At 66.0% G+C, this 14,387-nt stretch carries 12 protein-coding genes; 6 read left to right on the top strand and 6 right to left on the bottom strand.

Going from position 1 to position 14,387, the window contains the following annotated elements:
• Window positions 1-17: 17 nt before the first annotated feature.
• From D3F03_RS02765 to D3F03_RS02740, 6 genes are all read left to right on the top strand, one after another.
• Window positions 18-2,144 (top strand): TonB-dependent receptor family protein, encoded by a 2,127-nt coding sequence (locus tag D3F03_RS02765; RefSeq protein WP_119108534.1) that lies wholly within the window; start codon window positions 18-20, stop codon window positions 2,142-2,144.
• A gap of 10 nt (window positions 2,145-2,154) precedes the next feature.
• On the top strand, window positions 2,155-3,204 hold the full coding sequence (locus D3F03_RS02760; RefSeq protein WP_245960477.1) for an ABC transporter substrate-binding protein: 1,050 nt from the start codon (window positions 2,155-2,157) through the stop codon (window positions 3,202-3,204).
• Entirely contained in the window at window positions 3,204-3,998 is a 795-nt protein-coding gene (locus tag D3F03_RS02755) for an ABC transporter permease (RefSeq protein ID WP_119107816.1), read from the top strand. Before D3F03_RS02760 ends, D3F03_RS02755 begins: the two co-directional genes overlap by 1 nt.
• Window positions 3,995-4,861: an ABC transporter ATP-binding protein gene (locus D3F03_RS02750; RefSeq protein WP_119107815.1), complete on the top strand. Its 867-nt coding sequence runs from the start codon at window positions 3,995-3,997 to the stop codon at window positions 4,859-4,861. Before D3F03_RS02755 ends, D3F03_RS02750 begins: the two co-directional genes overlap by 4 nt.
• Window positions 4,852-6,084: an NnrS family protein gene (locus D3F03_RS02745; protein ID WP_245960476.1), complete on the top strand. Its 1,233-nt coding sequence runs from the start codon at window positions 4,852-4,854 to the stop codon at window positions 6,082-6,084. The genes D3F03_RS02750 and D3F03_RS02745 overlap by 10 nt, the downstream gene beginning before the upstream one ends.
• A gap of 227 nt (window positions 6,085-6,311) precedes the next feature.
• Window positions 6,312-6,866: a CcdC protein domain-containing protein gene (locus D3F03_RS02740; protein ID WP_119107814.1), complete on the top strand. Its 555-nt coding sequence runs from the start codon at window positions 6,312-6,314 to the stop codon at window positions 6,864-6,866.
• A gap of 130 nt (window positions 6,867-6,996) precedes the next feature.
• Here the strand turns inward: D3F03_RS02740 and D3F03_RS02735 are convergent, their stop codons facing one another.
• From D3F03_RS02735 to D3F03_RS02710, 6 genes are all read right to left on the bottom strand, one after another.
• Entirely contained in the window at window positions 6,997-7,593 is a 597-nt protein-coding gene (locus D3F03_RS02735) for a response regulator (RefSeq protein WP_119107813.1), read from the bottom strand.
• 125 nt (window positions 7,594-7,718) lie between these two features.
• Window positions 7,719-8,159 carry a CBS domain-containing protein gene (locus D3F03_RS02730; protein WP_119107812.1) on the bottom strand — a complete coding sequence of 147 codons (441 nt, stop codon included), beginning with the start codon at window positions 8,157-8,159 and terminating at the stop codon, window positions 7,719-7,721.
• A gap of 31 nt (window positions 8,160-8,190) precedes the next feature.
• Window positions 8,191-9,246 (bottom strand): 2-oxoacid:ferredoxin oxidoreductase subunit beta, encoded by a 1,056-nt coding sequence (locus tag D3F03_RS02725; protein WP_119107811.1) that lies wholly within the window; start codon window positions 9,244-9,246, stop codon window positions 8,191-8,193.
• Window positions 9,243-11,075 (bottom strand): 2-oxoacid:acceptor oxidoreductase subunit alpha, encoded by a 1,833-nt coding sequence (locus D3F03_RS02720; protein WP_119107810.1) that lies wholly within the window; start codon window positions 11,073-11,075, stop codon window positions 9,243-9,245. The genes D3F03_RS02725 and D3F03_RS02720 overlap by 4 nt, the downstream gene beginning before the upstream one ends.
• Entirely contained in the window at window positions 11,072-12,907 is a 1,836-nt protein-coding gene (locus tag D3F03_RS02715; protein WP_119107809.1) for an FAD-dependent oxidoreductase, read from the bottom strand. The genes D3F03_RS02720 and D3F03_RS02715 overlap by 4 nt, the downstream gene beginning before the upstream one ends.
• A 298-nt stretch (window positions 12,908-13,205) precedes the next feature.
• Window positions 13,206-14,375, bottom strand: coding sequence for a pyridoxal phosphate-dependent aminotransferase (locus D3F03_RS02710; RefSeq protein WP_119107808.1), 1,170 nt, complete (start codon window positions 14,373-14,375; stop codon window positions 13,206-13,208).
• Window positions 14,376-14,387: the final 12 nt, after the last annotated feature.

The following is a 14,387-nucleotide window of genomic DNA, read 5'->3' as shown; positions in this document are numbered from 1 at the left end:
CGCGAATCAATATCAATATGACAAAAAGCCTTCTTTTGCGTCCTTTTTACCTGAGTGGCCTCGTCAGCGTTTCGGCCTTCTCGTCCCTTCAAGCGCTCGCTCAGTCCGATACCAGCTTGCCACCGGTCACCGTAAACGCCAGCCGCGACAGCACCAAGCTGCCGCTCGCCGCGACCGTGCAGGCCGAGCGTGAGAAGTTGGCACAGGTGCCTGGAGGCACCAATCTGGCCGAGCCGCAAAAGGAAGCCCGTCTGGCCACACTGCGCGACGCCCTCGACTACCAGCCCGGCATCGTGTTGCAAGATTTTTTTGGCGGTACCGACCAGCCGCGCCTGGGGATTCGCGGCTCGGGCATCCAGAGCAACCCGGTCAACCGGGGTGTATTGCTGCTGCAAGACGGCTTGCCGCTCAATGAGGCCGATGGTTCTTTCATCATCGGAATGATCGAGCCGCGCAACGCCGCCTTCGTCAGCGCGTTGCGCGGCGCCAATGCCAGGTCGCCCGGCGCCACCATGCTGGGAGGGGAGCTGGATTTCGTGTCGATGACGGGTGCCGATGAACGCGGCCGTGTGCGCCTGGAGGGCGGCAGCTTTGGCCGGCGCGGCGCACAGGCAGCCGTGGGCGGTGTCGGCGAGCGCTTTGACAGCCGGGTGTCCATCAGCAGCGACCGTTACGACGGTTACCGCCACCATTCGGATTCGCGGCGCGACAGCTTGCAGGCCAACGTAGGCTTTCAGGGCGAGGGCGGGTTTGAGAACCGTACGTATTTGACCTGGACAGACCTGGCTTTTCACATTCCGAATGTGGTACCCAAAGATCGCATCCACTCCGACCCGCGCGGTGTCATGGGCGACGGCAACGCGCCTCAGGACACGCTGCTCAACGTCTACAAGCGCGATCCGCGCCGCACTGCCACCCAGCTGCGCTTGGCGAACCGCTCGCGCTGGGGCAACGACACGCTGCGCCAGGAGGTGGGTGTGTACTGGCAAGACACCGACGACCTGTTCAACAACATGACCAGTTACACCGTCACGCACAGCTATACCACCGGCGCACAGTGGCAAGCCAGTGGGCGCCCAGCGGGCAGTGAAGGCGCCTTGGGCTGGCGCACAGCTGTGTCATGGGCCGACAGCACCATGGACCGTGACCTGTTCGCCACCAATCCCGCCAACGGCCAGGAGATGCAGCGCTTTGGCCGCTACAACCTGGGTGCGCAAAATTTGCAGGCGCTGGCAGCGGCTGATTGGCGGCTGGCGCCCGACTGGACCCTGCTGGGCAGCATGCAATGGAGCCATCTCACACGCGACGCGCAAAGCCGCGACACGGGCACGCAGCTCGACCAGAGCTGGAACTTTGCCACGCCCAAGGTCGGCGTGAACTGGGCGGCCACGCCCTCCACGCGCCTGTGGGCCAACCTGAGCCGCAGCCAGGAGGCGCCCACCTTCTGGGAAATCGTCAGCGCCGCGGTGGCGCCCAACAGCCCGGCCACGGCCCAGGCCGAGTTGGTGCGCCTGCAGATGCAGCGTGCCACCACACTGGAACTCGGCGGCGCGGGCCAATGGGGCGCTGGCACCAACGCCCTGCACTGGACGGCTGCCGTGTACCGCAGTGTGCTGGCGGACGAGCTGATTTCAACCACCGACGCCAACGGCATCAAGGTCGGCACCTACAACTACCGTGGCGGCACGCGCCACCAGGGTGTGGAGCTGGGCCTCTCGGGCAGCCGGCGGATCGGTATCGGTGCACTGGACTACCGTGCCAGCTGGACCTACAGCGACTTCCGGTTTCGGGGTGGCGAATACGCGGGCAAGCAGATTGCCGGTGTGCCGCGCCAGCTGATCAACGCCGAAGTGATGCTTCACATGGGTGCCTGGCGCTTTGGCCCCAACGTGCGCTGGATGCCCGTCAGCACCCCGACCGACCACGCCAACACGCCGGGTGCCGAGCAGGACGCCTATGCACTGCTGGGCCTCAAGCTCGAATGGCGCAATGGCCCTCTGGCGCTGTATGCGCAGGCCGACAACGTCACCGACCGGCGCTACGCCAGTGCCTACGCCATCCGCAACCAGGCCATCGCAGCGCAGCCGGGCTATCTGCAAGGCTTGGGGCGCAGCTTTACCGTAGGCTTGAACTACCAGTTCTAAGGGGATCGTCGTGCTGAAATCTTTGGATTCCTCAGGTCTTTCACGTCGCCAGGTGCTCGCTGGGTTGGTGGCAAGCAGCCTGCCAGTCGTGATGCAGGCCGCGCCCGCGTCCCCGCTGCGCGAGGGCATCACTCTTTCGGGACCGCCCGCCATTGTCTCGGCGCCCTTGATGCGCATGGCCGATACCAATGCGCTGGCCAACGTCGCAGGACGCACGAGCTTTGTCGCCTGGCGCGACCCCGACCAACTGCGCATGATGGCCATGGGCGGCAAGGCCGACATCCTGGCCATGCCCAGCAATGTGGCGGCAAATTTGTTCAACCGGGGCGCGGGTGTCACGCTGCTGAACATCTCGACCTGGGGCGCGCTGTGGCTCGTGACGCGCGATGCCCATCGCAAGACACTGGCCGACTACCGTGGCGAAGAAATCGCCGTGCCTTTCCATGGCGACATGCCCGACATCGTGCTGCAACTGCTGGCCGCCAAGCAGGGGCTGGATTTGCAGAAGGACTTTCGCATTCGGTACGTGCCGACCCCCATGGAGGCCATGCTGCTGCTGATCACGCGGCGCGTCTCGCATGCGCTGCTGGCCGAGCCCGCCGTGTCGCTGGCGCTGCGCAAAACCCATTCCTTTCCCATCGGGCTGATCGCGCCCGATCTGTACCGGGGCGCAGATTTGCAGCAGGAGTGGGGCCGCTTGTTCCACCGAAAACCCCATATTCCACAGGCCGGTATTGCCGCCGTGGGCGCCGTGCGCCAGCAGCCCGAGGTGCTGGCAGCTGTTGAAAAAGCCTACGCGCAGTCGCTCGACTGGTGCCGTGCCAACCCCATGGAGTGCGGCGCCATGATGGCCAAGCACATCGACCTGCTCACCCCGGAAGCGGTGGCCGACGCCATTGCCGTCAGCCAGCTCGATGATGTACCTGCCGCTGCAGCGCGGCCCGAACTGGAGTTTTTCTTTGGGCAGCTCATGGCGCGCAACCCCGCGCTGGTGGGGGGCAAGCTGCCTACCGACCCGTTTTACGGGATTGGTGCACCGGCTTCAGCAAAGGCTGCCTAATGCTGCGGCTGCTGGCGCGCGTGCTCCGGGGCCTGCCTGGCTATCTGTGGAGCGGCTGGGGTGCCGCCGCCAGCCTGTTCTTGTTGCTTGCCGCCTGGGAGGCCGTCGCCGCCTTCTACGACCCGCTGATCCTGCCCGATCCGCTCGCCGCGTTCGCCGCGCTGTGGGGCCTGGTGCAGCAGGGCGCTGCCTGGCCCGCGATCGTCGCCACCGGGCGCCGCGCACTGATGGGGCTGGCACTGGCCGTCTCGGTGGGCAGCTTGCTGGGGCTGGCTGCCGGCCTTTCGGTCACCGCGTCTGTGCTTTCGCGCCCGCTGGTCACCGTGCTGTTGGGCACGCCGCCTATTGCCTGGCTGGTGCTCGCCATGCTGTGGTTTGGCATGAGCGACGGCACGCCCGTGTTCACCGTCTTCATCGCCTGCTTCCCCGTGGTGTTTGTGAGCGCGCTGCAAGGCACGCGCACGCTCGATTTGCAGTTGCGCGACATGGCGCGCGCCTACCGACTGCCGCGCGGCATGGCGCTGCGCGAGGTGTATGGCCCGCATGTGCTGTCCTACCTGTTCCCGGCCTGGGTGACGGCGCTGGGCAGCGCCTGGAAGGTCACCGTGATGGCCGAACTGCTGGCCAGCAGTGATGGTGTGGGCGCAGCGCTCGCGGCCAGCCGTGCGCAGCTCGATACGGCTGTCACCATGGGCTGGATCGTCGCCGTGGTGGGCTGCTTGCTGGCAGTCGAGTACGGCTTCTTGGAGCCGCTCAAGCGCGAAGTGGAGCGCTGGCGGGAGACGCCTATATGAGTTTGCAATTGCAAGACGTTCGCCACAGCTACGCCCTGACAGAGGTCATCGGCGGCGTCAGCCTCACGCTGCCCCCCGGCGGCGTAGTGGCGCTGGTCGGCCCGTCTGGCTGCGGCAAGACCACGCTCTTGCACCTGTGCGCCGGCTTGCTCACCTTGCAAGAGGGGGCTATGCACAGCGGCTTTGCCAAGCCCGCCCTCATGTTCCAGCAGCCGCGCCTGCTGCCCTGGCAGACCACCGCTGACAACATCGCCCTGGGCCTGCGTGCACAAGGTGTGGCGCGCTCCGATGCGCGCACCCGCGCCCAGGCGATGGGCAACGCCCTGGGGCTCGATGCCGAGGCGTTGGCCGCCTACCCGCACCAGCTCTCGGGCGGTATGCAAAGCCGTGCCGCGTTGGCGCGTGCGCTGGTGCTGCAACCCGACTTGCTGCTGATCGACGAACCCTTTGCCGCACTCGACATTGGCCTCAAAGCCCAGTTGCACCGCCTGCTGCTGCGCCACCAGGCGGAGCAGGGCACCGCAGTGCTGATGATCACCCACGATCTGATGGAGGCCGTGCGCCTGGCCAATACCGTGCTGGTCATGGCCGCAGCGCCGGGCCGCATCGTGCACCGCCATACCCCGCCTGGTGCCGCACTGACGCGCAGCGATGCGACGGTCTACCATGACACCGCCGAACTGCTGCGCGTGCCGGTGGTGCGCGAGGCCTTTGGGCTCGATGCCTTGCAGGAAGAAGGGCGCGCTGCGAGTGAACCCGCAGCCGCGGTGCTGCCCCTGCCGGGTGCGCGCGTGCCTCTAGCGCTACCCGCAGACCCAGGCGCCGCACAACTTCCCGGCAGCCGGAGCCGCCAATGCGGGTAGCCGCCACGCCAGGCCAAGCGCCCAGCCTGCTCTCGGCCCGCCACCCGGTGTGGATGTGCGCCATGCGGCCGTTTTTTCTGATCGCGATGGGCTCGGCGGTGCTGCTGATTGGCCTGTGGAGCGCCGTGCTGGCGCTGGGCCTGCCGCCGCCGCCCGTCACTGGCGGTGCGCTGGTGTGGCACGCGCATGAACTGCTACTGGGCTTTGGCCTGGCAGCGGTGGTCGGTTTCGTGCTCACCGCCGTGCCTGAGTTCACGAACACCCCAGGCGCCTCGACCCGTGCTGCGCGCTGGCTGACCGCGCTGTGGCTGCTCGGCCGTGCGGGCTTCTGGCTCTCGGGCGTGGGCGGGCTGCCCGCGCTGGCCGTGGCGGGCACGGCGCAGTTCGCGCTGCTGGCCATGCTCATCGTGCTGCTCTGGCCCGCATTTCGCACGCCCGCCGGCCAGCGCCACCACGCCTTTGGCTGGGCGATCTCAGGCCTGGCACTGCTGGTCGCTGGTTTTTACTTCGATGCGCTGCGCGGTGCCTACCCCATGCGCTGGCTGCACGCCTTTCTGGGCCTGCTGATGGTGCTCATCGTCGTCGCCATGAGCCGTATCTCCATGCGCATCGTGAACCGCGCCATCGACCAGGCGGACCCCGGCGCCGAGCCCTACCTGGCCCGCCCACACCGGCGCAACCTGGCGGTGCTGTGCATTGCCCTGTTCACCCTGGCCGAGTTTCTGCACGAGGGCAGCCGCACCAGCGGCTGGCTGGCCTGCGCCAGCGCCGCTGCCGTGTTCAACCTGCTGGGCGACTGGCATGTGGGCCGCCCGCTGCTGCGGCGCTGGCCGCTCATGCTCTACGCCGTGTACCTGTGCATGGCGTTGGGCTACGCGCTGATGGGCTGGGCGCTGCTGGCCGGCGGCCCGGGCGTCATTGCGGGGCGCCATCTGCTGACCGTGGGAACGATTGGCCTGGCGATTTACGCCGTCATCTGTATTGCTGGGCGCGCGCACTGCGGCCTGGCGATTGACGAGCGCGCGTGGGGCATGTGGGGTGCGGGCCTGATTGCCTTGGCCGCGCTGCTGCGCGCAGGGGCGGCGTGGGTGGGGGAATACTCTGTTGCCTGGATGGCGCTGGCCGGTTTTTGCTGGATGGCGGCGTTTGGCCTCCTGTGCATATTTATCGCACCGGTGTTGTTGCGGGCGCGGGAGGATGGATTGTGGGGGTGTGAGGGGTAGAGCTGGTTGTGGGCTGCAACTGGGGCAGAGGCTGTCGGGGGCCTATTGCGGGCATCGAAGAAATCGCATTGCCTGACATTTCAGGCCTGCTCGCTGCGCGAGAGCTGCTTTAATTCTGTCAATGAGCCACGGACCTTTGAACAGGCGCTGACAGGCCGATGGACGTACGCACTATATTGGCCGCTGGATTATTTCGTGACCACGGCCACCTCTTCTTCCCCGTTCCCATGCAAGCTCCCGGTTCGTCCACCCTCACGCTGCTGACGCTTTCCCCGCTGATTGTCTGGCGCATCTACGCGCGCCTGCGCAAGATGTTTGGGCGCCAGCGCCTGTCGCGCTACCGGGCGCCGATCACGCTAGCGGTGTATTCGCTGCTCAGCATCTGGGTCGCGCACGCAGCGCTGGCGCATCCGGGTCGGGTGGGGTGGCTTATTGGCAGCCTGCTGGCGGGCGCGGTGCTCTCCTTGCTGGGCGTTCGCCACACGCAGTTTGAAGCGCGGCGCGGCGAAGGGCTGTTCTACACGCCCAATGCGCACCTGGGGTTTGCGCTGTCCGCGCTGTTCCTGGCGCGCATTGCCTGGCGGGTCGCCGAGGTCTATTGGTTGGCGCCGGTGGTGTCTAGGAGTACGGCAGAGTTCATGGGCAGCGCCACCACGGTGTGCGCGTATGGGCTGCTGGCGGGCTACTCCCTTGGCTATGCGGTGGCGCTGGCCCGCTGGCGCGCTGCAGTGCTGCGGGCAAAACGCGACCGCGAGCGTGACGGGGCCGATGGGGCCGGGTGAAACGGTTTGCGGCTGCCTGGGCTGTTGTGGCTCCGAAGCCGGTCAAAGAGGTGGTTTTTAACTATCAGATTAATAGCTAATAGCGCTTGGTGGATAAGCGCTAGAGGCCAATTTGATTGATATTTTTCCCCTACGCGCTTGCGCTGCCCGTCCGTGGGCGGATTGCTTCGCTGGCCAGCGCTGGTGTGCTCAAGCCTTTGCGGCGGGGCACCAGGTCATCGTCGAGCAGGCTTTCAATGCGGGCAAAGATCTCGAAGCGGGAAAACGGCTTCTTCATGAAATCGTCGGCCCCGATGCGATTGACGTAGAACTGTTCGATGGCGTGTTCGTTGCCGCTGATCATGATGACGGGGATGTGCTGGTACGCCGGGTTCTTGCGGATCAGGCGCAGGGCATGAAAGCCGTTCATGCCGGGCAGGACGATGTCCAGAAAAATCAGATCGGGCGGGTCCTGGTCGAGCAGCGCCAGGCCATGCTCGGCATCCAGCGCTTCGCGCGTGCTGCACCCGGCCGAGCGCAGCGCCTTGCGCAACACGGCCACCACGGTCGGCGAGTCGTCGATGATCAGCGCCCGCGTCCCCTTGCGGGCGTTCTTGCGAGGGGACTGGCGGCGTTCCACGGCGCCTTTTGGCTCAGCGCTTGCCACTGCGAGCGGTGCGGGGGCGGCAGGCTTGGGGGAGGGCGTTTTTTTGCGCGCGCCGCCCCAGAGTCGGTCAAAGAGGCTCATGGTGTGGGTTTTCTTTTTCTCTCAGGGGGCCGTTTCCTGGGGCGCAAGTATCCCAGAGACGGGAACGCCAATGATTCGTCCGTTCCTATGCGGGTCGAACTGGCGCCGGCATGTCGGTCGCCGCATCAGCCCAGGGCGTCGTTCACCTGGTCGTTGAATTCCGCCAGGCTTACCGCGTCGCCGATCTCGCGCGGCAGCGCGTCGCGTACCGAGAAAACGCCGAGGATCTTGTCCGCTGGCGAGACGATGGGCAGGTGCCGAAAGCCTCGCTCGATCATGATCAGCACCGCCTCGGAGACCTTCATGTCGGGACCCACCGTTTGCGGGTGCGGTGTCATCACGTCGCAGACCAGGGTGGTCTCGGGGCTCAGCGCCTTGGCCAGCACGCGCGTCATCAGGTCGCGTTCGGTCAGGATGCCCAGGATGGCGCCCAGGGTGTCGAGGATGAGCACGCTGCCGCAGTTGGCGCGCGTCATCACGCAGGCCGCGTCCCAGACACTGGCCTGGGGCCCCAGGCTCACCACGTGGCGCTGGGAGATCGACTGGAACACGGTGCGTTCGGCCATGGCAGGGCTCCTTTGGCAGGGGACAACAGGGTCAGCGCAGCGATGCGTTGAGTTTTTCCAGTGCTTTCGAGCCGGGGCACAGTTGGGCCGGCCCCAGGCTGTTGAGCGGCGTGTTGCTGGTGTTGAGGGACAGGTGCAGGTCGGTGGCCTGCGGGTCGAGGTAGAGCAGACCGGTCACCACTTCGCCGCGCGCCTGGTGGGCGTTCATGTAGCTGAGCGCGGCGTAGCGGTCGGTGGGGTCGTAATCGGTGTGCAGTTTGCGCAGGCGCAGCGGGCTGCCGTCGTGCTGCTGCACGTCGATCACTTCGCCGGGCGCGTACTGCGCCGTGATCTCGCTGTGCCGGGGCATGAAGTCGATGCGGCTCACGGCCTCGTTGTGCTGGCGCACGTAGTCGTAGCTCTTGGTGCTGCCGCTGTGGTTGTTGAAGGTGACGCAGGGGCTGATGACGTCGATGAACGCCGCCCCACCGTGGCCGAGGGCGCCCTTGATGAGCGGCACGAGCTGCTCCTTGTCGCCCGAAAAGCTGCGCGCCACATAGGTGGCGCCCAGTTGCAGCGCCAGGCCTACCAGGTCCACCGGGCTGTCGTTGTTGACCACACCCTTCTTGCTGCGCGAACCCCGGTCGGCCGTGGCCGAGAACTGGCCCTTGGTCAGGCCGTAGACGCCGTTGTTTTCGACGATATAGGCCATGCGCACGCCCCGGCGCATGGCATTGGCGAACTGCCCAAGGCCGATGGAGGCCGAATCGCCGTCGCCCGAGACACCCAGGTACAGCAGGTCGCGGTTGGCCAGGTTGGCGCCGGTCAGCACCGAGGGCATGCGCCCGTGCACGGTGTTGAAGCCGTGCGAGGCGCCCAGAAAATAGTCCGGCGTTTTGGAGCTGCAGCCAATGCCCGAGAGCTTGGCGACACGGTGGGGTTCGATGTCGAGCTCCCAGCAGGCCTGGATGATGGCCGCCGAGATCGAGTCGTGCCCGCAGCCCGCACACAGGGTAGAGATGCGGCCTTCGTAGTCGCGCCGCGTGTAGCCCACCTTGTTGTGGGTCAGCGTGGGGTGGTGCAGCCGGGGCTTGGCGAGGTAGGTCATGCGGCCTCCTTCAGCGACGCCGTGGCGCCTTGCAGATGGGTCTGAATCGCCTGGGTGATGAAGCGCGCCGTGATCGGCGTGCCGTCGTAGTGCAGCAGCTTGACGAGGCGCGCCGGGTCCACGCCCAGCTCGTTGACCAGCAGGGCGTGCATCTGGGCGTCGCGGTTCTGCTCCACCACAAACACCTGTTCGTGCGCGGCGATGAAGCGGTCCACCGAATCGGGGAAGGGAAAGGCGCGCAGGCGCATCGCGTCGATGTCGGTGCCGGAGGCCGTCAGAACATCCAGCGCCTCCTGCATGGCCGGGCTGGTGGAGCCGAAGTAGATTACGCCCAGCGGCGTGGCATGCGCCGCGCTGCGCAGCACGGGCTGGGGCACCAGGTCGGCGGCGGTGCGAAATTTGCGCAGCAGACGTTCCATGTTGTAGAGGTAGTCCGGCCCGCGCTCCGAGTAGCGGGCATAGGAGTCGCGCGTGGTGCCGCGCGTGAAAAAGCTGCCTTTGGTGGGGTGCGTGCCGGGGTAGGTGCGCCAGGGAATACCGTCGCCATCCACGTCCTTGTAGCGGCCAAAATCCTTGCCCGCCTCCAATTCTTCGGCAGTCATCACCTTGCCCCGGTCGTAGGTACGCGTGTCGTCCCAGGCAAAGGGTTTGCACAGGCGCTGGTTCATGCCGATGTCCAGGTCGGTCATGAGAAAAATCGGGGTTTGCAGCCGGTCGGCCAGGTCCAGCGCTGCGGCGGCGTGTTCAAAGCATTCGTGTGGGTCTTCGGGAAACAGCAGCACATGCTTGGTGTCGCCGTGCGAGGCGTAGGCGCAGGCGAGCAGGTCCGACTGCTGGGTGCGCGTGGGCATGCCGGTGGACGGCCCGCCGCGCTGCACGTCGATGATGGTGACTGGGATTTCGGCAAAGTAGGCCAGGCCGATGAACTCCGTCATCAGCGAGATGCCCGGGCCCGAGGTGGCGGTGAAGGCGCGGGCGCCGTTCCAGCCCGCGCCCACCACCATGCCGATGGAGGCCAGTTCGTCTTCGGCCTGCACGATGGCGAAGTTGCTGCGGCCGGTGTCCGGGTCGATGCGGAACTTGTCGCAGTATTTCTGGAAGGCCTCGGGCACCGACGATGAGGGCGTGATCGGGTACCAAGCCGCCACCGTGGCGCCGCCGTACACACAGCCCAGGGCGGCTGCGCTGTTGCCGTCGGTAAAAATGAGGTCGCCTACCTCGTCGGCACGGCGCACCCGGATGCCCAGGGGCGCCTGCAGGTGTGCCTTGACGTAGTCACGCCCCAGGTGCAGGGCCTTGATGTTGGAATCGAGCAGTATTTCCTTGCCCTTGTACTGCTCGGCAAAGAGCTTCTCGAATACCTCGGCTTCCACGTCGAGCAGGATGGAGAGGGCGCCCACGTAGATGATGTTCTTGAACAACTGGCGCTGGCGCGGCTCGGTGTAGGCGCTGTTGCTGATCTCGGTCAGCGGCACGCCGATGACAGTGGTGTCAGTGCGAAACTTGGACGCAGGAATAGGCCGGGTGCTGTCGTAGAACAGGTAACCGCCCGGCGAGAGCTCGGCCACGTCGGCGTCCCAGGTCTGCGGGTTCATGGCCACCATCATGTCCACGCCGCCGCGCCGCCCGGAATAGCCGCGCTCGCACACGCGGGCCTCGTACCAGGTCGGCAAGCCCTGGATGTTGCTGGGGAAGATGTTGCGCGGGCTGACTGGCACACCCATGCGCAGAATGGCCTTGGCGAACAGCTCGTTGGCGGACGCCGAGCCCGAGCCGTTGACGTTGGCGAACTTGATGACAAAGTCGTTGACGGCTTCAATGGGCTTCATGCGGCCTCCAGCGTGTGGCGGGTGGTCTGGGCGTCGCGGCATTGCGGGCCGGCCTGGGTGGTATCCAGGCGGAACTTCTGCATATCCCAGGCGCCCGTGGGGCAGCGCTCGGCGCACAGGCCGCAGTGCAGGCAGACGTCTTCGTCCTTGACCATGACGCGCCCGGTTTTGAGCGGCGCGGAAACCATCAGTGCTTGCGTCAGGTTCCCGGCGGGGGCCTTGAGCCGCTTGCGCAACTCGTCCTCTTCGCCATTGAAGGTGAACGTAATGCTGTCCATGGGGCAAATGTCCACGCAGGCATCGCACTCGATGCAGGTGGAGCGGTTGAACACCGTCTGCACGTCGCAGTTCAGGCAGCGGCTGGCTTCCTTGAACGCGGTGGCGGCATCGAACCCCAGCTCCACTTCCACCCGGATGCTGGCCAGCGCCACCTCGGCCTTGGCCCATGGCACTTTGAAGCGCAGGTCGTTCGAGACGTCGTTGTTGTAGCTCCACTCGTGGATACCCATCTTGGTGGACATCAGGTTGGTGTGCGGCGCCGGGCGCTGGCGCACGTCTTCGCCGTGCAGGAAGCGGTCGATCGACACCGCCGCCTCGTGCCCCTGTGCCACGGCGGTAATGATGTTTTTCGGGCCGTAGGCCGCGTCGCCGCCGAAGAATACCTGGGGCAGGGTGGACTGGAAGGTGTCTGGTGTGAGCTGCGGCAAACCCCATCGGTCAAAGGCAATGCCCACGTCGTCCTCGATCCACGGAAACGCATTTTCCTGGCCCACGGCGATCAGCACCACGTCGCAGGGCACGCGCACCTCGGGCTCACCCGTGGGCACCAGGCTGCGGCGGCCTTGCGCGTCGTACTCGGCCTGCACGATCTCGAAGGTCATGGCGGTGAGCTGGCCGTTGTCGTGCTCAAAAGTCTTGGGCACATGGAAGTTCAGGATCGGGATGCCCTCGTGCAGCGCATCCTCTTTTTCCCAGGGCGAAGCCTTCATCTCGTCAAAGCCGCTGCGCACGATGACCTTGACGTCGGTGCCGCCCAAGCGCCGCGCCGAGCGGCAGCAGTCCATGGCGGTGTTGCCGCCGCCCAGCACGATGACGCGCGGTGCGATGCGGGTGATGTGCCTGAACGACACCGAAGCCAGCCAGTCGATGCCGATATGGATGTTGCCCTCGATCTCGCGCCGGCCTGGAATCTCCAGATCGCGCCCGCGCGGCGCGCCGCTGCCCACAAACACCGCGTCGTAGCCTTGCTGCAGCAACGTACGCAGCGAGTCCACGCTTTCCTGGCTGCGAAACTGCACCCCCATGTCGAGGATGTAGCCGGTTTCGTCGTCGATCACCGATTCCGGCAGGCGAAAGCGTGGAATCTGGCTGCGGATGAAGCCGCCCGCCTTGGATTCGGCGTCGAACACCGTCACCTCGTAGCCCAGCGGCGCCAGGTCGCGCGCCACGGTCAGCGATGCGGGGCCGGCGCCCACGCAGGCCACGCGCTTGCCGTTGCGGGGTGCGATGGCGGGCATGCGTGCCTTGATTCCGGCGGTTTTGTTGTCGGCTGCCACACGCTTTAAGCGGCAGATGGCCACGGGCTCGGGGTGGGCGCCATTGCTTTCCTCGACCCGGCCGCGCCGGCAGGCGGGCTCGCAGGGCCGGTCGCAGGTGCGGCCAAGAATGCCGGGAAACACGTTGGACACCCAGTTGACCATGTAGGCGTCGTCGTAGCGGCCCTGGCCGATCAGGCGGATGTACTCGGGCACCGGGGTGTGGGCAGGGCAGGCCCACTGGCAATCGACCACCTTGTGGAAGTAGTCCGGATGGGCGGTTTGGGTAGGCTGCAAGGCAAACTCCAGTCCTCTGCCTGCGGCCACGGTGGCGCAGGACGCCACAGTCTAGGTTCGCTCCATTGGCGCTGGCTCTCGGGTGAATCCCTTGAGTCCGTCCTCTGTACAGAAAACTTGACGCGGATCAGCGGGTTGGCCTTGCGGCCACGTCCGCCAAAACGCAGGCAAGCGCTGCTTGGACAGCGCGCAGAAAGCTATTAAATTAATAGCTGCTAACGCTTATGGGGTATACGCTAGAGCCATTTTTTGCTAAGAATTTAGCTGGATTAGCTGTCCGTCGCAGAGCCTCTAGCCTTCACAGCCGCCGCAGCCGCTCCAGCGCTGCGCGCAGGGTCTCGTCTTTCTTGGCGAAGCAGAATCGCACCACGCGCTGGTCAAACCCGTCGCGGTAGAACGCCGAGAGCGGAATCGCAGCCACGCCCAGTTCGCGGGTCAGCCATTGGCAGAAATCGGCCTCGCTCAAGTCGCTGACCTTTGCGATGTCCACGCACTGAAAGTAGCTGCCGGCGCTGGGCAAGAGCTTCAGGCGCGAGCCTTCCAGCCCCTGGCGAAAGAGGTCGCGCTTGGCCTGGTAGAAGGCGGGCAGTTGCAGGTAGGGTGCCGAATCCTGCAGGTAGGCCGCCAGGCCATGCTGCATGGGGGTGTTCACCGTGAACACGTTGAATTGGTGCACCTTGCGGAATTCGGCGGTCAAGGCAGCGGGTGCGGCCACGGTGCCCACCTTCCAACCCGTGACGTGGAAGGTCTTGCCAAAGCTGGAGACGATGAACGCGCGCGCGGCCAGACCGGGAAAGCGCGCCGCGCTCTGGTGCTCGGCGCCGTCGAACACCATGTGCTCGTAGACCTCGTCGCTGATGAGCAGGATGTCGGTCGGCGCCAGCAAGTCTTGCAGCTGCTGCATCTCCTCGGCGCTCCAGACCGTCGCGCTCGGGTTGTGCGGGCTGTTGACGATGATGGCGCGGGTGCGCGGCGTGATGGCGGCGCCGATCTTGTCGAAATCAGGGCGAAAGCTGCCGGGTGTGAGCGGCACGCGCACCGCCACGCCACCCGCCAGCTCGACGTTGGGGACGTAGCTGTCGTAGCAGGGTTCGAGGACGATCACCTCGTCACCGGGGTGCACGGTGGCCAGGATCGCCGTCAGGATGGCCTGCGTTGCACCAGCCGTGATGGTGATTTCGGTTGCAGCGCTGTATTGGCGGGCGTGGAGCGCTTCTATTTTTGAAGCAACCGCTTCCCGCAGCGCGGGCACGCCCGGCATGGGTGGGTACTGGTTGTGGCCAGCGCCCATGGCGGCGGTCACGGCGTCCGGCAAGCGCGGGTCGCAGTCGAAATCAGGAAAGCCTTGGCCCAGATTCACCGCGCCGTGCTCGGCCGCCAGCGCCGACATCACGCTGAAGATGGTGGTGCCCACTTGCGGCAGGCGGCTGGTGAGGTGCGGGGTGCGGGGTGCGGTGGCGCGGTCCATGGTCGGTGCGGG

The organism is Simplicispira hankyongi (assembly GCF_003570885.1).
GTDB classification, from domain to species: Bacteria; Pseudomonadota; Gammaproteobacteria; order Burkholderiales; family Burkholderiaceae_C; genus Simplicispira; species Simplicispira hankyongi.
The sequence above is the reverse complement of the archived record's forward strand: the minus strand, read 5'-3'. Positions and strand labels throughout refer to the sequence as shown.